Origin of the sequence: Thermococcus sp. P6, from assembly GCF_002214525.1 — an archaeon.
In the GTDB taxonomy this organism is placed as follows: domain Archaea; phylum Methanobacteriota_B; class Thermococci; order Thermococcales; family Thermococcaceae; genus Thermococcus.
Genome location: NZ_CP015104.1, coordinates 656,319 through 678,446, shown reverse-complemented (window position 1 = coordinate 678,446; position 22,128 = coordinate 656,319). Strand labels below are relative to the sequence as shown.

Genomic DNA, 22,128 nt, shown 5'->3' with positions numbered 1-22,128 from the left:
TCTTCAACGGGGATTTATAAACATAGCCCATTGGTTTGGCCGGACGCCTTCATGCTGATGATCCGGTGGAAGAAAAGGTGGGGAAGAAAATCAGCCGTACATGACCTCGTGAAGGGCCATCTTCTGGGCGAGCTTCTGCTCACTCCCGAGCACCTTCTCCACGGCCTTCAGGAAATCCTCGTGGGTTATCTCTTCCCGCCTGTTCCTTATGGCGAACATCCCTGCCTCCGTCACTATGGCCTTTAGATCGGCCCCGCTCGCTCCCTCCGTCATCTCCGCTATGGCGTTCAGGTCAACGTTCCGGAGGTTCATCTTCCTCGTGTGGACTTTGAGTATCTCCAGCCTTCCGCGGAAGTCCGGGAGCGGAACCTCTATTATCCTGTCGAACCTTCCGGGCCTGAGTAGAGCCGGATCGAGGATGTCCGGCCTGTTGGTTGCCGCTATGATCTTCACGTTGCCCCTCGGGTCGAAGCCGTCCATCTCGGCCAGAAGTTGCATGAGCGTTCTATTGACCTCCCTCTCGCCGCCGGTTGTCTCGTCCATCCTTTTGGCGCCTATGGCGTCTATCTCGTCGATGAAGACTATCGTAGGTGCCTTCTCCTTGGCGAGTTCAAAAAGCTCGTGAACCAGACGGGCACCCTCGCCGATGAACTTCCTCACCAGCTCGCTGCCAACGACCCTTATGAACGTGCCTTCAACCTCGTGTGCCAGGGCCTTTGCCATGAGGGTCTTCCCGCATCCGGGTGGCCCGTAGAGGAGAACCCCCTTGGGCGGTTCGATCCCAACCTTCTCGAAGAGCTCTGGGTGTTTCAGGGGCAGTTCTATCGCTTCCCTTAACTCCCGAAGCTGTTCTTCGAGGCCTCCGATGTCCTTGTAGCTGATCTCGGGTCTTTCGATGACCTCGAAGCCGAGGACACTCGGGTCCTTTTCGTTCGGAAGGAGTTCCACCACCGCCATCGTCCTCTGGTCGAGGGCCACCCTCGCTCCGGGTTTCAGGTTTTCCCTCTCTATCCACGGCGCTATCCTTACCACGAACCTCGGCCCGTTGTGGTTCTGAACTATCGCCCTGTCCTCATCGAGGAGTTCTATGAGGGTTCCGGCGAAGGCCGGCGGCTGCCTCAGTCTGGACATCTCCATCCTGAGGCGGGAGAGTTCCTTCTCAAGCCTCTCCTTATCGGCCTCAAGCGTTCTCACCTGTAGTTCAAGCTGCCTTATGCGCCTTTTCAGGTAAGTGACGTAATCATCGTACTCGTTCGGTCTTTCAACATCAAAGTCTTCGACACCCATAATCCTCACCTCTCCCGCTTTAAACTATGAAGAAGGGCCTTTTAACTCTACCTACTATATTTTCTCTCCCCCCACTTATATACCTTTTGATATCTTCCGATTCGTCCTTTGGTGTTAAGTCAACGTGGTTGATTCATCTGCGAAATCCTTATTAACTTTGGGTGTTAATAGCACCCTGTTGCAGAGGGGTGGGTTATAATGAGGGTTCAGTTAAAATTCAGGCCTCTGGAAGAGGGCACGGTTCTCCCTTTCAATTACAACTACGACGTTTACACACAGATACTCGAGAAGATGGCGATCGTCTCCCCCGAGCTCGCCCATCAGGTCGAGGTGAGTAACGTTGATTACTTCACCTTCTCAAGGGTCATGGTCCGGGAGCGCCAGCTGATTCCCGACAGGGGAATAAAGGTCCTCTCCGACGAGGTTTCCCTCTACGTTTCCTCCTCATCGGCCGAGCTGATGAAGGCGATTGTTGAGGGCTTCATACAGGCTCCAGCTCTACGGCTGGGCGATAGTTCCTTCATGGCCGAGGACGTTAAGATCCTCAAGGAACCTCCCATAAAGGATGGGGCGCTCTTCTCAACGCTCAGTCCGGTGGTGGTGAGGACGGTTAAGCTCGTCAGGGATCGGATGAAGGTCTGGGACCTCTACCCGGACGACGATGCCTTCTTCGACAAGCTCCGCAAGGTGATGCTGAGGAGGTATTCTGCCATAAACGGCTCCATGCCCGAGGACAGGGACTTCTCAATCGACGTTATCAAGTTCAAGCCCGTCAGGATCATGATCAGGGAGGGCTACTACCGCGGTTCCCTCATGATATTCCGTTATCACGGCTCCCGGGAGATAGCCCGTTTTGGGTACGAGAACGGTTTTGGGGAGAAAACACGCTACGGTTTTGGAATGGTCAAGTTAATAGATGAAGGGCCAGAAGGAGGAGGCCAAGGCTGAGTTCTATCGTCCAGACAACGGCCACCAGCTGAGGTTCCGTGACCCTGATTCTTCTCATTATAAAGCCCAGAAAGCTCGGGTAGGGCGGGGCCTGAAGCCTTCCATCGGGGAGAAGGACCGTCCTCCCGTACCTTCTGACGCCAAATCGAACGCCCCATGCCTTTACGAGGAAGTCGAGGAAATGCGGCAGGAGGAGGACGGCCGTGTAGACCTCGACCTTTCCGGTTATCCCCACCAGTCCTATGAGAGCACCCATCCCGAGGGTTCCGGTATCGCCCGGAAAGACCCTCGCCGGATAGCGGTTCCACCAGAGGAAGCCGAGGGCCACCCCCATTCCCGTCAGGGCCATGATTCTGGCCTCCCCCTCCGTTAAGGCCCCAAGGATACCGAGGATTATCGCCGACGTTCCGATCTCAAGCCCGTTGAAGCCGGCGAGCATGTTGACGAGGTTGGCGGAACCGGTGACGAAGAGCACTGCGAAGAGGGGATAAAGGAGGCCCAGCTTTAAGGTGTGGCCAAAGAAGTCCAGCGAGGGGGAGACGTCAAAGAAGGCCACCGGAAGGGACACCATCAGGGAGAGGAGGACCTTGTGGGACTGTCTCAGACCGGTGAGGTCATCGAGTATCCCAACGATCCCGAAGAGCAGAAAAACCGTGAGAACCTCCGGGCCGGACTTCCCGAGGAAGGGTGCGAGAGCCAGCGGGAGGGCTATGAGAATCGCCACTCCCCCCATTTCGGGTACTTGGGGGAGATCCTTCTTATGGATGTCCCTTCCCGTGATTCCAGCCCTCCTCATCCTTCCGGCCACGTAGGGGGTGAGCAGGAGACCGAGGGTTAAACCTATAAGCGGTGCAACCGTTATCATATCCGAACACCGGATCACCTTCGGATCCTTCAAAAATAAACCCTTCGGTGAGAGCATGGACGTAAGACTTGTGGTCTTTGACCTCGACGGTACCCTCGTGGGTGCACCGGGATCCTTCTCGGAGATCAAGAAGGAACTAAGATCCCGGCTCATCGAGTCAGGCTTATCCGGGGATACGATAGGTGACCTTACACCGATGTACGAGGGCCTCCTGAGGATCTCCCGCGAAACCGGCAGGGACTTCAATGAACTGCACTCCATCCTCGTGGAGCTTGAGACGGAAAGGCTGAACAACAGCTTCCTCTTTGACGGAACTCTGGAGGTGCTGAACTTCCTGAGGGAGAAAAATGTCAGGATGGCGATAATGACGAGGAGCTCCCGGAGGGCAGCTCTCAGGGCCCTTGAAATCCATGGAATAAAGGATTACTTCGATGTTATCTCAACGAGGGACGACGTTCCACCGGAGGAGCTCAAGCCCAGCCCGGGACAGCTCAGGAGGATAATCGAGGCCTCTGGAGTTGAGCCGGCGAAGGTTCTCGTGGTTGGAGATCACGGCTACGACGTGATCCCCGCCCGTGAGCTCGGTGCGTTGAGCGTAATGGTGACGGGGCACTCCTCGGGCAGGATGAGCTTCTCGGTGGATTCCAGCCCGGATTTTGAGGTTGAAACCATGGAAGACCTCCTGGAGCTCCTTAAAAACCTCCTCAGCACCTGCGTTGTGGTTCCGGCCTACAACGAGGAACCGACCATCGGGAGGGTTCTCGATGACCTCCTCCTCCACTTCAAACCCGAGGAGATGGTGGTCGTCAACGACGGTTCCAGCGATAGAACCCCCGATATAGCCCGTTCCAGAGGCGTTCACGTTCTTACCCATCTCGTCAACAGGGGCCTCGGTGGTGCCCTTGGAACCGGCATCGCCTACGCCCTCAGGAAGGGCGCCCGGCTCATCCTCACCTTTGACGCCGACGGCCAGCACCTCGTGAGCGATGCTCTCAGGGTGATGAAGCCGGTTGCCGAGGGGAGGGCGGACTTCGCCGTTGGCTCGAGGCTTAAGGGGGACGTCAGCCAGATGCCCCCCGTTAAGCGCCTTGGGAACTTTGTTCTTGATGCCATAACTGCCCTCTTTGCACGCAGATACGTGAGCGACAGCCAGAGCGGGCTCAGGTGCCTTAACGGAGACTGCGCCTCCCGGATAAGGATAACCTGCGACCGTTACGCCGTTTCGAGCGAGATAATAATCGAGGCGGCAAAGAACGGATGCAGGATAGTTGAGGTCCCCATAAGTGCGGTTTATACGGATTACTCGATGAAGAAGGGGACGAACGTTCTTGAGGGCATGAAGATAGCCCTTAATCTACTGCTCGACAAGATGAGGTGATGAGGATGTATGCGGTTCAGTACATGGCCATAACCGTTGTGCTGGCCCTTATGCTTTACGTGCTCGGGAAGTACGGAAGGAAGGAACTTGAATGGGGCGATTTTCTCTTCTGGGAGGCCATCCTCGTAGGCCTTCTGATCGTCTCGGTTTTTCCTGTGGAGATAGCCATGACCATACGGCGACTGCTCGGCCTCGGCAGGGGTCTTGACTCGCTCTTCGTCGTGGCCATAGGGCTGGCCTACCTCATGATCTTTAAGGTCTACCTCGCCGTTGACAGGACCGAGAGGGAGATAACCGAACTGACGAGGAAGATGGCCATAGAGCTGGAGGAAATAAGGGAACTCCTTAGGGAGAAGGAAAAGCCTTAGAACCCTTCGAACAGCTCTTCCAGAAACGCCCTGACCCTTTCCTTTGAAAGTTTGAACTGCCTTATCTTTACTATCCCCTTCTCCTGCGCTTCCCTGAGCAGTATCTCCGTTGCCTCGTTCGGGTACATCTCCTCGTAGACTATCTCCGTTATGCCGGCGTTTATGACTATCTTGAAGCAGGTGTCGCAGGGGAAGTGGGTAACGTAAAGCGTCGCCCCCTCGAGGCTTATGCCCTTTCTGGCCGCCATGGCTATGACGTTCTGTTCCGCATGCACCGCCCTGTGGCAGTGGCCGTCGACGATGAGGCATCCCACGTCTACGCAGTGGTCCATGCCCCTCGGGGCGCCGTTGTAACCCGTGGCAAGGATGTAGCCGTCCTTTACCGCTACCGCACCGACCCGGAGGCGCGGGCACGTGGCCCTGAGGGAGACGAGCTTGGCTATCAGCATGAAGTACTCGTCCTTGGTTGGGCGCAGGCGCTTTATCCTCTCCGCCTTCTCCCCATCGAGGATTATCTCAACGGGCATATCACTGCACCTTCTGGTTGAACATGTTGCTGTTAAGCTCCATGAGTATTCTGAGTATCCTCTCGTCGTAGCTCGGATGGGTGTTCACCACCGGCTTCTTCTGTTTCCTCTCTATGGAGGGTTCTATGCTCGGCAGTGCGCTCTGTTTGACCTTCACGCGCAGGTCTTCGTAGTACTTGAGCTCTTCGAGGGCCCTCTTGAGGCTCATGGGTGCATCGAGAAGCCTGAGGGCTGTCTCGTCGGCTTTGAACTCCCTGTCCTTGAGGAAGTCCGCCCTGGCGACCTCGTAGAGGGCGTAGAGTGAGATGGCTCCCAGCGTAACGATCCAGCTGTCGGCCAGAATGATGAGCGCAGCGGTGAATATCATCGTCAGGTACCTGCCGTAGGCCAGCATCGGAAACATCCTCGTGTCCCCGTTCTTTATGTGGCCTATCTCGTGGGCCGCCACCGCCAGTATTTCCCCCTCCTCGAGCACCTCGAAGAGTCCCATGGAGAGTACCACGGTGTTCTTGAAGGAGTAGGCGTTGGGTATATAGTCGTCCAGAATGAGCACCCTGGGCATTGGAATTCCCGCCTTTCTGGCCATTCTTGCTATTCCATCGTAAAGCCAGGGGGCCTCCTTCCTTTCGAGGTTTATGTAGCTGCCCTTAACGTCCCTCGTTGAGACCCATAGGTTCAGCAGTACTATGAACCCCAGTGATGCCATGACCATTTCGAGACCCAGTTCCTTCAGGGCCATCAAGGCCAGCATGACCTCGAGGACCAGGACAACGAGGAGCATCGCCATCACTTCTTGATCCTTGAGAGGTAGGCGTAGGTCGCCTCCTTGAAGTTCGTCATCAGCGCATCGAGGATACTCTCAACAACCTTCTTCTCGAACTCCTCCCGGGTTGAGGTTATCGAATAAACGTACCTCATTCCGCCCCTGCCCCTTTCGATGCTCCTCCTCAGGAGTCCACGCTCGCACAGGCGGTTCATGAGGATGCTTACGGTGGAGCGCCTCAGGTCCGGGTGTTTCTCCTTCATGTGCCTGTAGACCTCCCCTGCCGTGGCGACCCTGACCTCCCACATGTGCTCCATTATCTCGGCCTCGAGAGGTGGAAGAACCGCTTTTATACCCTCTTCGGTGAGTTTGAACTCCTGTGGTTCCATGCTATCACTCCCCCTACCCCTGAAACGATTAAGTTGCAGGAGCTAAAAAGCTTTGCTGAACCCTTATGAACATCTTGATCCCCAGCGAGCGGTTAGATTTTTAAAGCCTCCCGTGAAACAACCACGGGTGTGGGCCGGTGGCCTAGCCAGGACGGGGCGTCGGCCTCCGGAGCCGAAGGTCGCGGGTTCAAATCCCGCCCGGCCCGCCAGAAAATTCTTCGAGCTTGAAACCTGATTTAAAGACAAGAAGAAGCTCCCTTCGACTTTTCTCCGGTGTTTACTGGTGCGGGGGCGGGGATTCGAACCCCGGAACCCCTGCGGGACGGGACCCTAAATCCCGCGCCTTTGGCCAGGCTCGGCAACCCCCGCACGGATTCAGTTCCCCGCTCCATTTAAAAACTTTGAGGGAGAAGGTTATAAGATGAAGGAGCGATCGAGTGTCGGGAGGTATCCATGCCCATCGTCGAGGTTACGAACCTTGAAAAGGAATACAGAAAGGTTAAGGCCCTCAGGGGGATAAGCTTCTCCATCAACGAGGGGGAGATCTTCGGTCTCATCGGTCCCAACGGGGCCGGGAAGAGCACGACGCTGAAGATACTGTCGACCCTACTGAAGCCCACCGGTGGAAGGGCGACGATAGACGGCCACGATGTGGTGAGGGAAGCCGACAGGGTGAGGGAGGTCATCAGTTACCTTCCCGAGGAGGCCGGGGCCTACAGGAACCTCACGGGCTACGAGTACCTCGAGTTCATGGCGAAGCTATACGCCAAGGACCGGGAAAGAGCCTCGGAGATGCTGGAGCTCGGCGTGAAGCTTTCGGACCTTGGTGAGAGGCTCTACGACAGGGTCTCTACCTACTCCAAGGGCATGACGAGGAAGCTCCTTATAGCGAGGGCCCTGATGGTGAGGCCAAAGCTGGCCGTACTCGACGAGCCTGCGAGCGGTCTGGACATAGTCAACGCCTACACCATAAGGAGGACAATAAGGCGCTTTTCGGAGGAGGAAGGGATTACCTTCCTTATTTCGAGCCACAACATGCTCGAAGTGGAGTTCCTGTGCGACAGGGTTGCGCTCATAGACCGTGGCAGGATAATCGAGGTGGGAACGCCATCCGAGCTTAAGGAGCGTTACGGTGCCAGAAACCTCGAGGAGGTCTTCATGAGGGCCCTTGGAGTTGAAGCGGACGAGCCGATCGGGGGTGAAGGATCTTGAGTGACTTCTGGGTTATGGCAAAGAAGGAGCTCCGGAACCTGTTCAGGGACAGGAAGCTCGTTTTTGGACTCGTGGTCCTGCCGCTCATCCTCCTTCCGGCGATGGGCAAGGCGATTAGCGTTGGCATGGAACACGCTCAGGGCGAGACCCGCGTTGCGATAGTCAGCTTCGACGACGGTCCGTACGGAAGGGCGTTGATAAAGTCCCTTGAAGTGGCTCCAAACGTAACGGTAAGTGTGGTCAACGCCACGAGCCTCGATGAGGCCGTAACAAAGGCCCTTCTGATGAAGCAGAACGTCCTCGTTGTCGTTCCCCCGGACTTCTCGGCCAGACTGACGTCCAACGAGACGGCCACGGTTGAGTTATACGGCATCTTCACCAGCGTGGGCACGGGGATAAAGGAGAGCGTCAGCGAGGGCAGGATAAACGCCGTTCTCGAGATACTCAGCGAGGAGATAGCGAGGATAAAGGTGGAGAAGCTCGGGGCGGGCAACCCGGATGCGGTGCTCCATCCGATACGGGTCGAGAGCAGGTCCGTGATCAACGGCAGGGTGGTTGACGTTTCCCCGGCGATGGTTTCGAGCGTTGTGGCCGCCCAGGCCTTCACGATACCCCTCATAGTCTTCATAATGATCATGGTAACGTCCCAGATGGCCGCCGGGGCGATAGCCAGCGAGAAGGAGAACAAAACCCTTGAGACGCTCCTCACCCTCCCAGTGGCAAGGACGAAGATAGTTGCGGCCAAGATATTTGGCACCGCCGTGATGGGTCTGGTGGCGGCGATAGCCTACATGGTGGGCATGAGGTACTATCTGGGATCCTTCGGTCTGGGCTCGACCGGCGTAACCCTCGAGGACCTCGGGCTGAGCATTACCCCCCTCGGGGCGCTGATGTTCTCGCTCGTCGTCTTCCTGACGATAATAATCGCCCTGAGCCTTGCCATGATAGTGGCCACCTTCGCGGAGGACGTCCAGACCGCCACAAGCCTCGTCAGTGCCGTTGTGCTCCCGCTCGCCTTCCCGGCCTTCCTGCTGATGTACACCGACATCAACGACCTTCCGGTGGCCTTCAGGTACCTGCTGCTGGCGATACCCTTCACGCATCCGGTTGTTGATTACAGGCACGTGCTCCTGAGCGATTACGGTTCCATGGGGGCGAGCATCCTGTATCTGGGCCTTATCGCGGTTGCGATACTCTACGCGACGGCCCGGCTCTTCTCCACGGAGAGGGTCCTCACGGCGAACGTCCGCTGGGGGAGGAGATCCCCCTGAGAACATCACCCAGAGCACCGGAAACTTCAACCGCTATGAAAGAAGCTTTGGGCGGGGGATACCAGTCCACTCCCCCCTTAGGGTTCTTATGTTCTCTTGGAGTCTTATTGGAACTAAATACCCCGAGGCCCATCCACCGGGAGGAGGCCTACCTTTCAATTCTCTTGGAGTCTTATTGGAACGCTCAAGTAAGTGTTATACGTCTTTGACGTGTCAACTTTCAATTCTCTTGGAGTCTTATTGGAACCGCACTTTCACCACAACATGTTAAACGGTGTTGCGATCTTTCAATTCTCTTGGAGTCTTATTGGAACCTGTTTATATAGTTTGTCGTGTAGAAGAGGAGATAAAAACTTTCAATTCTCTTGGAGTCTTATTGGAACCCCTTATTATAGTCTCAATAGTTCAGGTGGTGATAGCACTTTCAATTCTCTTGGAGTCTTATTGGAACACACCCTGCTCTATAACATCACAATCGATATTAAGAACTTTCAATTCTCTTGGAGTCTTATTGGAACACTGTAAAGCACTGTTATTAAAGTTTTTACGCTCTTTCTTTCAATTCTCTTGGAGTCTTATTGGAACTGGTGAACACTACCATACCGCGGTCTATGTAAACGACTTTCAATTCTCTTGGAGTCTTATTGGAACGGGGTTCAATTAAGCCCCGAAATTGAAGAAGAAGTTACTTTCAATTCTCTTGGAGTCTTATTGGAACAGGTGAACTGTTACATGCTTGACCCTCCCGAGCAGGCTTTCAATTCTCTTGGAGTCTTATTGGAACCTCAGGAGTTGACCTTAACGCTATCGTTTACATCGACCTTTCAATTCTCTTGGAGTCTTATTGGAACTATCCTCATACGTCGAGGCATCGTAGACCTTAATGATCTTTCAATTCTCTTGGAGTCTTATTGGAACTCGGCGGAGAAGTTCAGGGGCACATCCACGCCCGGCTCACTTTCAATTCTCTTGGAGTCTTATTGGAACCCCCCCAAACCCCTGGTGCTTCAGGGGTGGCTTTTCTTTCAATTCTCTTGGAGTCTTATTGGAACCGGCGGGAATTTTGTCCTGTTTATCCAGCAATACCCTGTTAACCCTCGAATTATAAAAGCCTTTCGGTGAGGGGTCAATAAAAACTCCCCAAAAAGCCCCTGATTCAAGCTATCTTGTAGTCCTTCAGAACCCTTGAACCCCTCAAAAAGCCCGAATTTCACCATGCACAAAAACGTCCACGAGACTTCCCAAGCTTTCCGAGAGGAGTAAAACAAAAACAAAGCTTTTAAACATCTCGAAAATCTAAAAGACACGCTTTCCACGGGGAGAATGCATAAAAGCTCCCTCGAAAGCCCCCCTCCCAGAACTTCGAAAAAAATTCGTAACAAAAACTCAAGTTTTTATAACTTTCTGTTAGATGATAACTTTTCATTACTAAAGACTTCCAAAAGCTCCAAAAACCCCAAAACCAAAAAAGAACCCCCTCCAAAACCCCAAACCCGATAAGAACCTCTCAAAGCGAGTAACGAAAAACCTTCAGCATCATGTTTTTATAAGAATCTCCAAAATTGAGCGGAATGTCGCCTGCCACCTTGTCCGGCTATTTTAACAGTTAAGGTATGAAATAATATGCTTTTTATTTTGTGGCACCCTTATAGGATGCTCTGTTGATTTGATGCTTGTTTTGGAGGGTCCAAAAACCTTATGTACGATGTGGCAGTATACCTGCTGTGTGGTGTGAGCGTGAAAGGGGTGATTGCTATGGGAGATGTTATAATTCAGACAAAGTATGGCACGAGATTTATGTACGACAAAAACCTTCCAGAGGATAAGATCAAAGTAATTATCGTTAAAGACCACTCGATAGAAGTTGGTGAAATACCATCACCGGAAAAGATTCTAGAGCACTTTCTGAAGGACAGAAAGTGATTGTTGGAGTTCAAACAAGCCTCAACGAGAATTGAAAGTTACTGTCTTTTCAGTTTGGAGTTCGGAATATAAAGAAAAACCCGTGAGGTGGATAATATGAATAAAAAGAAAGATGATTGGATCAAGAGAATGCAGATTTACGGCCTCCACACCGACGATTACGCTGAAGTTACGGTTGCTGAGATCAAGATTCTAAGACAGATAAAACCCGTGGATGAGGCTTTAAAAGACGTTGAACTGGCTATAAGACAGCTTGGTCTGGAAGACCTGTTTTAAGGGTGTGTAATATTCCATAAGACTCTTCAATCTACTCATTCTTCACACCTCCATCTTTTATCAGCTTCCATAACGCAAACTTTTCCTCTGCTTTCTCAAAATACGGTGAATACAAATTATCTAACCTATACAATGCATACAGCATCACAAAGAACCCAATAAGCAATGGCGAATACCCCAAAATCATCACTATGAACCAAAACCACGCCTCTGACTTTGCTCTCTCCTTAATCTCTTCAGCCATTTCTTTCAAAAACTGCTCCTCTTCACTACCATCCTTAACAAAATACTTGGCCTTCATGTACTCAACCCATTCATCCACCTTATGTTTAGTATTTTCTTTTGACGAACCCATACATCACACCCCCATAACACTTTCACCAAACACTCTAATGTGCAACCTATCCGAATAATTAACACCCAGCTCCCTCGCCAGCTCCCCCACTTCTTCTTTTTTGATCCCCTTCTCGTAAGCGTCACGGTAGAACTCGAAAACTCGTGGTTTTATACAAGTCCCGGTAATTACGTCTCAGAATCACGAACCGCTCGGCGTGATTCTTTGGCTCAAGTCCTAAGTTCCTCTTAATGATGTAATCGCATATTCCAACTAAAGCTTTGAAATACATAATAAGAGCTGAATTATGCTAGCTCCCCCACATCTATGTATTCCTGAACGTTGGCTTTTAAATCGTCCAAATTTATCGGCATATCATCACCTTTTCAGTCATAAGAACAACAAAGGATTACAAAAGGTTTTCTGTTATCATAAGAACAAAAAGGTGTTAACTAATGCTTTTGTGAACTCTATCCAGGAGAATGATGTTTTTCTAAGTCTTCCTCTTGCGGGCCACATCAATACAGAACTCTGGATCTGTTTCTCTATCGAGTACTCTTGCCCTCCACCATCTTTACTTGCCCTTACTAATTTTGCCGTTCTTATTTTCCCTGGGGTCCTGGAGTAGAACTAACCCTCCTGCATTTGAGAGGTATAGAGCCTGTGGAAGTATCCTCCCCTCTCGAGAAGCTCTTCGAGGGCTCCTTTTTCCACTATCTCTCCGTTTTCAACGACTACAATCTCATCCACGAAGCGGGTTATAGAAAGCCTGTGGGCTATTATTATGCTCGTTCTCCCTTCCATAAGCCTTATCATGGCGTCCTGCACGAGCCTTTCGGTCTTTGGATCGACACTCGAGAGGGCCTCGTCGAGTATGACGATATCCGGATCCTTGAGAAGGGCCCTTGCGAGGGATATGAGCTGTCTCTCTCCAACGGAAAGGAGCTTTCCAGCCTCCCCGGCCGAAGTTTCGTAGCCCTCTGGAAGCCGGGTTATGAAATCGTGAACTCCAAGGTTCCTGCAAACCCTTACAACATCCTCCTCCGTGGCCTCGGGGTTCGCCATCAGTATGTTTTCCATTATGGTTCCCGGGAAGAGGTAGGTTTCCTGCGGTACGTAGCCGATCCTCCTCCTGAGGCTCTTCCTGCTTATCCTCCTTCCGTCTATACCATCGTAGAGGAGGCTCCCTTCGGTGGGATCGTAGAAGCGCATTATCAGGTTCGCGATGGTCGTTTTTCCAGCCCCGGTTCTCCCCACTATCGCCACCTTCGATCCGGGAGGTATGTGGAGGTTTATGCCTTTGAGAACGGGTCTTCCCTCCTCGTAGGCGAACCAGACGTCGCGGAACTCGAGTTCGCCCTTTAAGCGATCAACGTCCATCCCGCCGTAGTCTTCCACGTTCTCATCGTCGAGTACCTCATATATCCTCTCCAGCGCGGCGAGGGCCGATTGCAGGCTGTCGTACATGCTCACCACGTTGTTTATGGGCCCCCTGAACCTCTGGGCGTATTGAATAAACGCAACCACAACCCCAATGCTCACCTCCCCGGCGTGGGCCAGATAACCACCGTAGCCTATTACCAGTATCACCGACAGCAGGCTGGTTATGTTCATGAGAGGCCAGAAGAAGCCCATGTAAACCGCCACTTTTAGATAGGCTTTGATGGTCTCCGTTGAGACTCTGGAGAATTCCCTCTCGGCTTTTTCTTCGGTTCCAAAAGCCTTTATGGTCTCGATCCCGGCGACGCTCTCCTCGACCACGCTCGAGATCTTCGCTATCTTCTGCCTCGTCTCCCTGTAGGCCCTCCTCATCCTTGTGCCGAAGTAAAGGGCCACAAAGACCATCAGCGGAACGCTGCCGAGGGTTACAAGGGTTAGTTTAACGTCCAGAAGGAACATGGCGATGATTATACCGACAAGGCTCAGGATGCTTCCCAGACCTCCCAAAAGCCCCGAGACCAGAACGTCGTTGACCACGCTCGTGTCGTTGATTATTCTTGATACCAGATCGCCCGCCGATTGCTCCTTGAAGAAATCGAGGTTTGAAGCAAGTATCTTTTCGTGGAGCCTGTCGCGAAGGTTCCTCAAGACCCTCTGTCCAAAAACCTCGGTGTAAAACGTTTGGAGCGTTGCGAAGAACCACTGGGCGACGAGGGATAGGAGGTAGAGGAAGACCACTAAGCCGAGTTTCTCGTACCTTCCCGGAACTATGTAGCGGTCTATGACGATGCTGAGGATGTAGGGGGAAACGAGGGTGGCGAGGGCGGAACCGACTATGCTTACCACGACTATCACGAGGGTCTTCCTTTCGGAAAGCGCCTCTCCGATGAACCTCCTGAGGAGTGAAAGGGAAGATTTATTCTCCATGGGCTCCACCCGCTTCAAGCATCTTTGCGAAAACTCCACCCTTCCTGATGAGCTCTTCCGGCCGTCCGTCCTCGACTATCGAGCCGTTCTCCATAACGATTACCCTGTCTGAGATCTTTACAGGAGAAAGCCTCTGGGAGACCAGTATGGCTGTCCTGTCCCGGAGGATTTCCTGAAGGTCGTTAAGGATCTCCTTCTCGGTTTCGGCATCGAGGTTCGAAAACGGGTCGTCGAGGAGTATTATCTTCGGGTTCAGGAGGAGGGCTCTGGCAAGGGCTATCCTCTGCCTCTGGCCGCCCGAGAGCGTTATTCCCTTCTCACCCACGACCGTGTCGTATCCGCTGGGAAGGGAGGCTATGAAGTCGTGTATTTTCGCCATCTTCGCGGCCCTTATCACCTCTTCCATCGTGGCATCGGGCTTTGCGAGTGCTATGTTCTCCCTCAAACTCCTGTTGAAGATGAAGGGCTCCTGGGGAACGTACGCCACGATCTTCCTCAGGCTCTTCGTTTTTATCTTCCTCACATCGATTCCGTCTATGAGAACCTCTCCACCCTCAGGCTCGTAGAACCTTGCGATCAGCTTAATCAACGTACTCTTTCCGGATCCTGGGGGACCTGTTACGAGGACCCTCTCACCGGGGGAGATCCTGAAGCTCACACCCCTGAGCACGGTTCTTCCCGTGTGGTAGGTGAAGTGAACATCCCTGAACTCCACCTCGCCCCTCGGGTTCTCAATCTCAACGGCATCCGGGGCATCGACTTCAGGAGCGGAGTCTATGACCTCGAAGAGCCTCGAAGCAGCGGCCAAACTTCTCTGGATGTCGCCTATCGTGAAACCCAATGCTCTCAGGGGCCACATAAGGGTCAGCATGTAGGTTAAGAAGGCCACGAGCTCGCCCACGGTGAGGGTCTTCCCTATGATGGCCCTTCCGCCGTAGTAGAGCATAGCGCTCATCGCCAGCCCGAGGATGAGAAACGAGGCGTTTCCGTAGAGGGCCGTTATCTTCGTCGCCTCAACGTTCATGGAGTAGAGCTCCTCGTTCTCCGTGGAGAACTTTTTCTGGATATTTTCCTCCACGGAGAGGGCCTTCACCGTTTTTACCCCGGAGATGGTTCCCGTCGCAAGTGACGCCACAACACCGGTCTGGTGCCTTATTTTATCGTAGATGGGTCTGATCTTCATCGCGTAGGTCGCGTTTATCGAAACCGCCACGGCTATCGTGAGCAGGGCCACGAGGGAAAGGAGGATGTTCATTCTGATCATGTAATACAGCGACACCAGTATCAAAAAGATGGAATAGACGAACATCCTCAGCCTGAAAGAGAGGAAACGGGTTATCCTTTCCGTGTCGTTGGTTATCCTGCTTATCAGCTGGCCCGAGAAGGTCCTGTCAAAGAACTCCATCTTCTGCCTCCCGATGGCCCTGAAGGCGTCCATCCTGAGGTTGTAAACGGCGTGCTGGGCGGATTTCACGAGGAGGTATCTTCCGGCAAAACTGAAGGCGCCGTTCAGAACTGCAGCAAAAAGCACAAGTAAACCGTAACGTATCCCAAGCATGTAGTTTCCTGTGGTTATGCCCCTATCGACGGCTTCCCTTATCAGGACGGGGATTACGCCGTTGGTGTAGGACATCAGGATAACCATGACTATTCCGGCCGAGAAGTACAGGCTATGCTCCCTGAGGTAACCCATCAACCTCGTTAGTTGTTTCAACGATCCACCCATGGCGGTTTTCCTTGGGTGCACTACTATAAATATTTGTCGGTTAAGATGGACATCTAAAAAGGGTTAAAGCTCAAAACTCCGGGATTCTTATCGGGGCCTGCAGCTCCTTCTCGTTCTTCTCGAGGTTCGTGGCGAGCATCTTTATTCGCTCAACGCCCTTAATCTCCCTGATGTATTCCACAACGCTCTCTGGAACCAGCTCCTCCCATGGCTCTCCCTCGATCATGCGCTTCCTTATCTCCGTGGCCGAGAGTATGTCCTTCCTGAATATGGGCTGGACCACCACCTCGTAACCCTTCTCCCGGAAGAGCTGTGCGACAAGTGAGTTGCCCGTGAAGACCACGTCAAAGCGTGGAATCATGCTTACCACGTAGGTCGCCCAGATGGCGTTGAAGTTGATGTCCGGGAGGGGGATCAGGTAGTAGCGCTTGTCAAGTCCCGCCTCGTCCAGCGCCCTGATGAGCATCTCCATCCTCTCGCTCGTCGTGAATGGGTTCTTCAGCGTGTGGCTTGCCTGAGCGCTTCCGATTCCGATGATGACCTCGTCAACCTGCGAAAAAACGAACTCGAGGGCCTTTATGTGGCCTTTGTGAACGGGCTGAAAGCGCCCGACGAAGAGACCGCGTCTCATCCAACCACCCCCTTACCGAATCAGCCTAACCCTGACCCTGTCTCCGATCTTCAGGCCGAGCCTCTCGCTCGCGCTTCCCCTGTTGACCGCTATCTCGAGGTAGCCGTGGCTTCCCCTGAGGGCCAGAAGTTCGCCGGTTTTAACCATCCCGTAGGTTCTGAGGTAGGGAACCCTGAGGTTAAGGTCTATCAGTTCAACCGCCCGCGGTTCTCCAAAGTCCTCGAGGTTCAGCACCACGTTGCCGAAGTCGTCCACGTAGATAACCCTGAGGTCCCAGAGGTTCCCCCGCCGGACTGGTTCGACGTCCAGTTTGATCAAACTATCCAGAGGAATCTCCCTCCCGAGTTCCCCGGGTTCGATGCCGGAATCGAGCAGAACGCCCACGGGCCCGAAGACGTCCCTTCCGTGGAAGGTCGGGCTGACCTCCCGTCCGGTGAAGAGCTTTACCCTCTCGGGGTCTATTTCCCACGCCCTCTTCGCCCCAATGTGCCTCAGGGGAAGCGTCGCCAGACCGTTGTCCGGAAGGACGAGGAACTGGTTACCCTCCACCACGATCGCCCGCCTTTCGGTTCCAACGCCCGGATCGATGACTCCAACGTGGACCGTGCCTTCAGGAGAGTACTTCACCGCGCTCTCCATCACGAAAGACCCCTCGAGGACCGAATGTCGCTCCACCGAGTGACTCACGTCGACGATAACGGCCTTCCGATTGAGCCGTAGCATGGCTATCTTCATCTCTCCCACGTAGGGGCTTCTGAGACCGAAGTCGGTTGTCAGCGTGATCATACCCAACACCTAAAGCTTATTAACGGTCATGCTTTAAAGGGTTTGGACGATGGCCATGAGAAAGCCAACCCCCCTCCTGCTGATTCTCATGGTTATGGTTGTGGCCTCGGGCTGCCTCTTCAGGCCACCGGCCGAGGTAAGGTTCTCGGTCGATAGGACCGTCGTGGGCCCGGGGGAAAAGGTTCACGTTATCGTAACCGTCAACAACACCGGAAAGGTCGGCCTCACCGGGGCCACCCTCGTTCTCAGCGGAGGGGATTTTCAGATACTTCAGGAGCCGAAGTTTCCGGACGTTCTTCCAGTGGGGGAAACGGTGCAGCTCGTCTGGATTCTGAGGGCACCGGCCAGGCCCGGCGTCTACGACCTGAAGCTGTCACTGGAGCTTACCGACGAGTTAAGACGCTCATGGACCGGTTTCTACGGTCAGTTCAGGATAAGGGTATCCATGGAGGAGATCCCCCCCGAGGGGGTGGAACTGGAGGTCGAAGCGCCCGATTCCGTCACCGGCGGGAATACCACGAGACTGACCGTCATCATAAAGAACAGGCTCGACGTTCCCGTGGAGCTCCGGGGAGTCGACCTCGAGCTGCTGGAGGGCATGGAGATCGTGGGAAGCAGCGCCCTCCCTGAGAGCGTTGAAGGAAAGGGGGAGGTCAGGGTTAGCTACCTCATAAAAACCCCCTACGCGCATCGCGAGGGCTACGCTTCAACCATCGTGAGGTACGCGGTGAACGGAAGGGAATACCGCTCCATAAAGAGCTTCCCGATGGAAGTACTGTGGCGCCCGTGGGAAAGGGGGGAGAACGCGCTAAAGGACGCCTACGGGCTGAAGTACCACTGGATAACCGACGGCTATCTGGTTGATGCCTACTGGATGGAGCTTTACAACTCAACCCCCATCTTCAACCGGACGGAGCTGAGGGAAGTGGCGCTGAAGATAATCGGAAACTCAACTTCCGAAGCCGAGGCGGCCAGAAGGATATACAACTGGACGATGGAGAGGTATTCGTTGGGCGACACGACCTCAAGCCTCAAAGTCCGGGATATACTCCCGCAGGACAGGATAAGCTACGCCGAGGGACAGATACTCTTCACGGCCATGCTCCGCTCATTGAACGTTCCGGCGAGGATTATAACGCTCTCAAACGGCACGGACTGCACCTTCAGACCGATGACGGAGTTCTACACCGTCGACGGCTGGTACGTTGTGGACCTCAGACACGGCTTCGTCGGTCCGGTTGATGAGTACATAGCGAGCCCCTACTTTCCCCGGATCTACCAGCTCGTGACGGTGGAGGGGTACAGGATAGTGGCGCAGGCACCGACGGAGCTGAAGGGCCACGAACACATAGACGTAACGGCCGACTTCCTTTCGAACCTTGAGGACAGGCTCCTGAGGGTGATCACCGGAAGGCTTGACCCGGGGCTTCGCTCAAAGCTCATGGTGGTCATGAACGACCTCAACGAGAAGGAGAGGCTCTACGCCCTCTTCCTCTTCGCCTCGGCACCCGGTGACGATCTCAACAGGGTGCTCGGTGAATACAGCACGGACAGGATAGAGGAATACGTAAAAACCCTGTACGATTTCTATAAGAACTTGACGTGGAGGGACGACTTCACCAGATACTGGAGGATCTTCGCGGGGGAGGTATGATGATAGCCGTTCTGAGACTCGGACACAGACCTGAGAGGGACAAGAGGATAACCACCCACGTGGCGCTAACGGCGAGGGCCTTCGGGGCCGATAAAATAATAATAGCGGCCGAAGAGGACGAGCACGTAAGGGAAAGCGTTGAGGACGTGGTCAGAAGATGGGGAGGACCCTTCGAGATAACCTTCGACCCGGCGTGGAGGAAGATCCTGAAGGAGTGGAAGGGGGTAATCGTCCATCTCACCATGTACGGGATTCACATCGACGACGCGATGCCCCCGATCAGGGAAAGGCTCAGGGAGGGACTGGACATCCTCATCGTGGTCGGCGCCGAGAAGGTTCCGAGGGAGGTCTACGAAATCGCCGATTACAACGTGGGCGTTGGAAACCAGCCCCACAGCGAGGTCGCCGCTCTGGCGGTCTTCCTTGACAGGCTCCTCGATGGTGAAGGCCTTAGAAGGGAATTTGAGAACGCAAAGCTCAGGATAGTCCCGCAGGAGAGGGGCAAGAGGATAATCGAACTGGAGTGATGGGAATGGTCCTCAACCGCTACCGGGAGAACGTGAGGGTTTACCTTGAGGCGATCGTAAGGCCCCTCGCGAAGGCCGGCCTTACTCCAAACCAGATAACAGTAATCGGCCTTCTCCTGAGCCTCCTCGGGGCCTACCTCTTCTACCGGGGCGAGCAGGTTACCGCTGCACTCGTTCTGCTCCTCGGCTCGCTCGTGGATGCCCTCGACGGAACCCTCGCAAGGCTCACGGGGAGGACGAGCAGGTTCGGGGCCTTCCTCGACTCAACGCTCGACAGGATAAGCGACGGGGCGGTGCTCTTCGGAATAGCCCTCGGGAACCTCGTGGACTGGAGCGTGGCCTTTGTGACCTTCATGGGGAGCTATCTGGTGAGCTACGAGAGGTGCAGAGCCGAGCTGGCGGGCTCGGGAAGAATGGCCGTGGGCATCGGCGAGAGGGCCGAGAGGCTGCTGGTAATAATCATAGCCGCGCTCTTCAATCACGTTGACTACGGCGTTTACACGGTGGCGGTTCTGGCATGGGTGACCGTTCTCCAGAGGTTCTACGTGGCCTACCTGAGGCTCAGGGATTGAGGGGGGATGACGAGAATTTCGCTAAACGAGGCCTTCCCGATGAAGAGCCCTGCCGTTGCCGACCCCCAGTCCCTTCACGATCTCAACAACCTCCACCAACTTTGAAACCACGAAATCGCAGTTTTCCCAGAGGCGTCTCTTCTCCCCCTTAGGGTCGAGGAGAACCGCCATCATGCCGACGTTCCTGGCACCGACGCAGTCCTTTGCCGGGTTATCGCCGACATAAATCGCCTCCCCGGGTTCAACGTTCGCCTTTTCGAGGGCCAGCCTGAAGGGTCTCTCATGGGGTTTGTAGAAGCCCGCCTCCTCGCTGGTGGTTATGGAATCGAAGAGATCGTGTATACCAAGGGCCCTCAGGTGGGCCTCTATGTAGTCGTTATCGGAGTCCGTTACGATTCCAACGTGCAGGCCGAGTTCCTTCAGGGCCTTAATTGTCTCAACGGCTCCCTCAAAGAGACGGCCGTACCGTCCGTGCATGGCTATGCTTATCTCCCAGAAGTCCTCCGGAAGGCCAAACCCGTGGCGCTCGCCAACCCGCCTCATGGCTTCAGCATCAACGTCCCTGATCTTCACGTAGGGCCCTCCGGCGAGCTCTTTAAACATGGCGGAGTTCTCTTCCTCGTACTCCCTCCATATTTCGATGGGATCGAGGTCGGACCTCCCTGCCCTCTTCAGGACTTCCCTCACGATGTTCTGGTGGGTGACGTTCTCGCCCTCCTTGGTTATGAGCGTGCCCACGAAGTCGAAGAAAACCGCCCTGACCATCGCTATCACCGGAAACAGTTGGGGGAGAGGTTTAAAACGTTGACTGGAAGAACGACGAAACTCGTAGAAGAATTTTTTAAAAAGTTGCTTTTTTGACGGAAAAATGTTAGAAAAACTTTTCTTTAGGGTCGAAAAGCGGTCCCGGGTGATGGGAAATCGAGGCCATACTCCTCGTCTGGGGCGTCCGCGACGAGGTTCTGGAGAAACTTCCCGTGGAGGGATACTGGCTTTACGGAGAGTACGATTTCATAGCAAGGCTCGAATTCAGGGACGAGTTTGAGATGGAAGATTTCTCAAGGGAGTTGAGGAGAACAATAAACGGCGGAACCTTCAAGCTCATTCCGATCCTCGTTTCAGGGGTCAAGAACGGAAAGGAAACGAGCGTGCTTGAAGGCGTCAAACTTTCGGCCCCATAAGGCCCCTCTTTTTCAGCTCTTTATAGGCCCTCCTCAGGGCGTTTCTGATAAGGTACCTCCTGTTGAGGCCCCCAAGCCTGTAGGCTGCCCTCCTCAGGCTCCCGGTCTTCAGGAAGAGCTCTATGAGTTCCCTGTCCTCCTCCGGAAGGTCGAGGTACCTGAGGGCCTTCTCCCCTATCTCCAGCGGTGAGTTGCCCTCGTAGGCATGCTCGGAACTCGTAACGGGCCTCTCAAAGCGTTCAACGAGGCGAAACACCACGACATGGGCCATGGAATCGTCGCTGACGTGCTTATAATGGGATCTGAGGGCCTCGATTAGCTCCTCCCTGCTTGAGAACCCGTCGAGAAAAGCATCCTCGTCCGTCAGCTCTCCAACGCGCCTTTCCTCCACCCGCTCCACGATGGCCTTTCCGAGGACGTAACCACCCGCGTGAATCAGAACTTCCTCCCCGGGTTTCAGTCTTGGCCTCCTTCCGAGCCTTACCGTGGCCCTCTTCCTTCCGCTCAGTATGGCCTCCGCGTAGCGCCCATCGAACTCCAGATGCTTCATCGCTCCCCACCGAGGAGCCTGAACTTTATGGCCACGACGCCGTAACGGTTCTCCTTCCACCGCGAGTACATGTCGTGGAACCTCCTAACGGCCCTCTCAAAACCCGGCCTGTCGGGGAATATCTTCTCTATGGGTTCTTCCCTCAGAACCTGCCGGAAGGTCTCGTAGCGCTTCACCTCCGTGACCACCGCCGGTATTGAACCGTTGAAGACGATTCTGTCCCCGGGTTTAATGCCCCTGAACCTCGGGTAGGCTATTCTAACCTCTATCCTCTTCTCGCCCGACTTTATGTGATTCAGGTATTCCTCGCGAACCCTCAGGTGGTGCACCCTCATTTCAAGCCCCCTAAGCCCGGGCGTTTAAAAGCCTACCGATGGAAACTTTTAAATCCTTCAGTGCCCTACCCGATTCGGGTGTGATGGATGAGAAGGGCTCAGGCAGCGATTGAGTACCTCTTCATGCTGGCGGCGGTTCTCGTGCTGGTGCTCGTGGCCACCAGGGTGGTCCTCAACGGCACCAGAAACCTAAACGTGGAGATATCGAACTACACAACCCAGATGAGGAAGAAGATCCTCGAGAACCTATGAGGTGAC

25 protein-coding genes, 2 tRNA genes and 1 CRISPR repeat array are annotated in these 22,128 nt (G+C 54.2%); of the genes, 13 read left to right on the top strand and 14 right to left on the bottom strand.

Going from position 1 to position 22,128, the window contains the following annotated elements:
- Window positions 1-90 precede the first annotated feature (90 nt).
- The gene (locus A3L12_RS03670; protein WP_088882359.1) at window positions 91-1,287 is read right to left on the bottom strand and encodes a proteasome-activating nucleotidase; all 1,197 of its coding nucleotides are present in this window, start codon (window positions 1,285-1,287) and stop codon (window positions 91-93) included.
- Between the two features lie 198 nt (window positions 1,288-1,485).
- Here A3L12_RS03670 and cas6 point away from each other — a divergent pair, with 198 nt between their 5' ends.
- Window positions 1,486-2,235 (top strand): CRISPR-associated endoribonuclease Cas6, encoded by a 750-nt coding sequence (cas6, locus tag A3L12_RS03665; protein WP_088882358.1) that lies wholly within the window; start codon window positions 1,486-1,488, stop codon window positions 2,233-2,235.
- Here cas6 and A3L12_RS03660 read toward each other — a convergent pair.
- The gene (locus tag A3L12_RS03660) at window positions 2,192-3,100 is read right to left on the bottom strand and encodes a glycosyltransferase 4 family protein (protein ID WP_088882357.1); all 909 of its coding nucleotides are present in this window, start codon (window positions 3,098-3,100) and stop codon (window positions 2,192-2,194) included. The two genes, cas6 and A3L12_RS03660, sit on opposite strands and share 44 nt — an antisense overlap.
- Window positions 3,101-3,155: 55 nt before the next feature.
- Here A3L12_RS03660 and A3L12_RS03655 point away from each other — a divergent pair, with 55 nt between their 5' ends.
- Both A3L12_RS03655 and A3L12_RS03650 read left to right on the top strand, forming a co-directional pair.
- A complete protein-coding gene (locus tag A3L12_RS03655) occupies window positions 3,156-4,478 on the top strand; it encodes a glycosyltransferase (protein ID WP_088882356.1) in 1,323 nt (440 codons plus the stop codon).
- A gap of 5 nt (window positions 4,479-4,483) precedes the next feature.
- A complete protein-coding gene (locus tag A3L12_RS03650; RefSeq protein WP_088882355.1) occupies window positions 4,484-4,846 on the top strand; it encodes a DUF2304 domain-containing protein in 363 nt (120 codons plus the stop codon).
- On the opposite strand, the gene A3L12_RS03645 is transcribed toward A3L12_RS03650, so the two are convergent.
- The 3 genes from A3L12_RS03645 to A3L12_RS03635 are packed head-to-tail and all read right to left on the bottom strand — an operon-like array spanning window position 4,843 to window position 6,525.
- Window positions 4,843-5,373, bottom strand: coding sequence for a cytidine/deoxycytidylate deaminase family protein (locus A3L12_RS03645; protein ID WP_088882354.1), 531 nt, complete (start codon window positions 5,371-5,373; stop codon window positions 4,843-4,845). The genes A3L12_RS03650 and A3L12_RS03645 overlap by 4 nt on opposite strands.
- Before the next feature lies 1 nt (window position 5,374).
- Window positions 5,375-6,160 (bottom strand): M48 family metalloprotease, encoded by a 786-nt coding sequence (locus A3L12_RS03640; RefSeq protein WP_335755179.1) that lies wholly within the window; start codon window positions 6,158-6,160, stop codon window positions 5,375-5,377.
- Window positions 6,160-6,525: a BlaI/MecI/CopY family transcriptional regulator gene (locus tag A3L12_RS03635; RefSeq protein ID WP_088882352.1), complete on the bottom strand. Its 366-nt coding sequence runs from the start codon at window positions 6,523-6,525 to the stop codon at window positions 6,160-6,162. Before A3L12_RS03635 ends, A3L12_RS03640 begins: the two co-directional genes overlap by 1 nt.
- 131 nt (window positions 6,526-6,656) lie before the next feature.
- Between A3L12_RS03635 and A3L12_RS03630 the strand changes: the two genes are divergently transcribed.
- Window positions 6,657-6,734 (top strand) — tRNA-Arg (locus A3L12_RS03630).
- A gap of 72 nt (window positions 6,735-6,806) precedes the next feature.
- Here A3L12_RS03630 and A3L12_RS03625 read toward each other — a convergent pair.
- Window positions 6,807-6,894: transfer RNA gene (locus tag A3L12_RS03625), tRNA-Leu, on the bottom strand.
- Between the two features lie 84 nt (window positions 6,895-6,978).
- On the opposite strand from A3L12_RS03625, the gene A3L12_RS03620 reads away from it, so the two are divergent.
- The 4 genes from A3L12_RS03620 to A3L12_RS03610 all read left to right on the top strand — a co-directional run bounded on the left by A3L12_RS03620 (window position 6,979) and on the right by A3L12_RS03610 (window position 11,207).
- Window positions 6,979-7,737 carry an ABC transporter ATP-binding protein gene (locus tag A3L12_RS03620; RefSeq protein ID WP_088882351.1) on the top strand — a complete coding sequence of 253 codons (759 nt, stop codon included), beginning with the start codon at window positions 6,979-6,981 and terminating at the stop codon, window positions 7,735-7,737.
- Window positions 7,734-9,008: an ABC transporter permease gene (locus A3L12_RS03615; RefSeq protein WP_088882350.1), complete on the top strand. Its 1,275-nt coding sequence runs from the start codon at window positions 7,734-7,736 to the stop codon at window positions 9,006-9,008. The genes A3L12_RS03620 and A3L12_RS03615 overlap by 4 nt, the downstream gene beginning before the upstream one ends.
- 84 nt (window positions 9,009-9,092) lie before the next feature.
- A CRISPR array of direct repeats spans window positions 9,093-10,060; the repeat unit is 30 nt; unit sequence CTTTCAATTCTCTTGGAGTCTTATTGGAAC.
- A gap of 679 nt (window positions 10,061-10,739) precedes the next feature.
- The gene (locus tag A3L12_RS08285) at window positions 10,740-10,931 is read left to right on the top strand and encodes a hypothetical protein (protein ID WP_198300065.1); all 192 of its coding nucleotides are present in this window, start codon (window positions 10,740-10,742) and stop codon (window positions 10,929-10,931) included.
- Window positions 10,932-11,027: 96 nt separating this feature from the next.
- Window positions 11,028-11,207: a hypothetical protein gene (locus tag A3L12_RS03610; protein WP_088882349.1), complete on the top strand. Its 180-nt coding sequence runs from the start codon at window positions 11,028-11,030 to the stop codon at window positions 11,205-11,207.
- 31 nt (window positions 11,208-11,238) lie between these two features.
- On the opposite strand, the gene A3L12_RS03605 is transcribed toward A3L12_RS03610, so the two are convergent.
- From A3L12_RS03605 to A3L12_RS03580, 5 genes are all read right to left on the bottom strand, one after another.
- Entirely contained in the window at window positions 11,239-11,562 is a 324-nt protein-coding gene (locus A3L12_RS03605) for a hypothetical protein (protein WP_088882348.1), read from the bottom strand.
- Window positions 11,563-12,171: 609 nt separating this feature from the next.
- Window positions 12,172-13,908, bottom strand: coding sequence for an ABC transporter ATP-binding protein (locus A3L12_RS03595; protein ID WP_088882347.1), 1,737 nt, complete (start codon window positions 13,906-13,908; stop codon window positions 12,172-12,174).
- Window positions 13,898-15,634, bottom strand: a complete 1,737-nt coding sequence (locus A3L12_RS03590; protein WP_088882346.1) for an ABC transporter ATP-binding protein — start codon at window positions 15,632-15,634, stop codon at window positions 13,898-13,900. The genes A3L12_RS03595 and A3L12_RS03590 overlap by 11 nt, the downstream gene beginning before the upstream one ends.
- Window positions 15,635-15,704: 70 nt before the next feature.
- The gene (locus A3L12_RS03585) at window positions 15,705-16,265 is read right to left on the bottom strand and encodes a nicotinamide-nucleotide adenylyltransferase (RefSeq protein ID WP_088882345.1); all 561 of its coding nucleotides are present in this window, start codon (window positions 16,263-16,265) and stop codon (window positions 15,705-15,707) included.
- 12 nt (window positions 16,266-16,277) lie between these two features.
- A complete protein-coding gene (locus tag A3L12_RS03580; protein WP_088882344.1) occupies window positions 16,278-17,051 on the bottom strand; it encodes an S-adenosyl-l-methionine hydroxide adenosyltransferase family protein in 774 nt (257 codons plus the stop codon).
- A 49-nt stretch (window positions 17,052-17,100) separates the two neighbouring features.
- Between A3L12_RS03580 and A3L12_RS03575 the strand changes: the two genes are divergently transcribed.
- From A3L12_RS03575 to pgsA, 3 genes are read left to right on the top strand one after another with little or no spacing between them, the layout of a single operon-like run.
- Window positions 17,101-18,705: a transglutaminase domain-containing protein gene (locus A3L12_RS03575; RefSeq protein WP_088882343.1), complete on the top strand. Its 1,605-nt coding sequence runs from the start codon at window positions 17,101-17,103 to the stop codon at window positions 18,703-18,705.
- Entirely contained in the window at window positions 18,705-19,232 is a 528-nt protein-coding gene (locus A3L12_RS03570) for a tRNA (cytidine(56)-2'-O)-methyltransferase (protein WP_088882342.1), read from the top strand. The genes A3L12_RS03575 and A3L12_RS03570 overlap by 1 nt, the downstream gene beginning before the upstream one ends.
- A 5-nt stretch (window positions 19,233-19,237) precedes the next feature.
- Window positions 19,238-19,804: an archaetidylinositol phosphate synthase gene (gene pgsA, locus A3L12_RS03565; RefSeq protein ID WP_088883205.1), complete on the top strand. Its 567-nt coding sequence runs from the start codon at window positions 19,238-19,240 to the stop codon at window positions 19,802-19,804.
- Window positions 19,805-19,825: 21 nt separating this feature from the next.
- Here the strand turns inward: pgsA and A3L12_RS03560 are convergent, their stop codons facing one another.
- Complete coding sequence (locus tag A3L12_RS03560) at window positions 19,826-20,569, bottom strand: TIGR02253 family HAD-type hydrolase (RefSeq protein ID WP_088882341.1); 744 nt, start codon at window positions 20,567-20,569, stop codon at window positions 19,826-19,828.
- 212 nt (window positions 20,570-20,781) lie between these two features.
- Here A3L12_RS03560 and A3L12_RS03555 point away from each other — a divergent pair, with 212 nt between their 5' ends.
- On the top strand, window positions 20,782-20,985 hold the full coding sequence (locus A3L12_RS03555; RefSeq protein WP_232462906.1) for a hypothetical protein: 204 nt from the start codon (window positions 20,782-20,784) through the stop codon (window positions 20,983-20,985).
- On the opposite strand, the gene A3L12_RS03550 is transcribed toward A3L12_RS03555, so the two are convergent.
- Complete coding sequence (locus A3L12_RS03550) at window positions 20,966-21,535, bottom strand: ASCH domain-containing protein (protein WP_088882339.1); 570 nt, start codon at window positions 21,533-21,535, stop codon at window positions 20,966-20,968. The genes A3L12_RS03555 and A3L12_RS03550 overlap by 20 nt on opposite strands.
- On the bottom strand, window positions 21,532-21,870 hold the full coding sequence (locus tag A3L12_RS03545; protein ID WP_088882338.1) for an ASCH domain-containing protein: 339 nt from the start codon (window positions 21,868-21,870) through the stop codon (window positions 21,532-21,534). Before A3L12_RS03545 ends, A3L12_RS03550 begins: the two co-directional genes overlap by 4 nt.
- 87 nt (window positions 21,871-21,957) lie before the next feature.
- Between A3L12_RS03545 and A3L12_RS03540 the strand changes: the two genes are divergently transcribed.
- The gene (locus tag A3L12_RS03540; protein ID WP_088882337.1) at window positions 21,958-22,122 is read left to right on the top strand and encodes a class III signal peptide-containing protein; all 165 of its coding nucleotides are present in this window, start codon (window positions 21,958-21,960) and stop codon (window positions 22,120-22,122) included.
- Window positions 22,123-22,128: the final 6 nt, after the last annotated feature.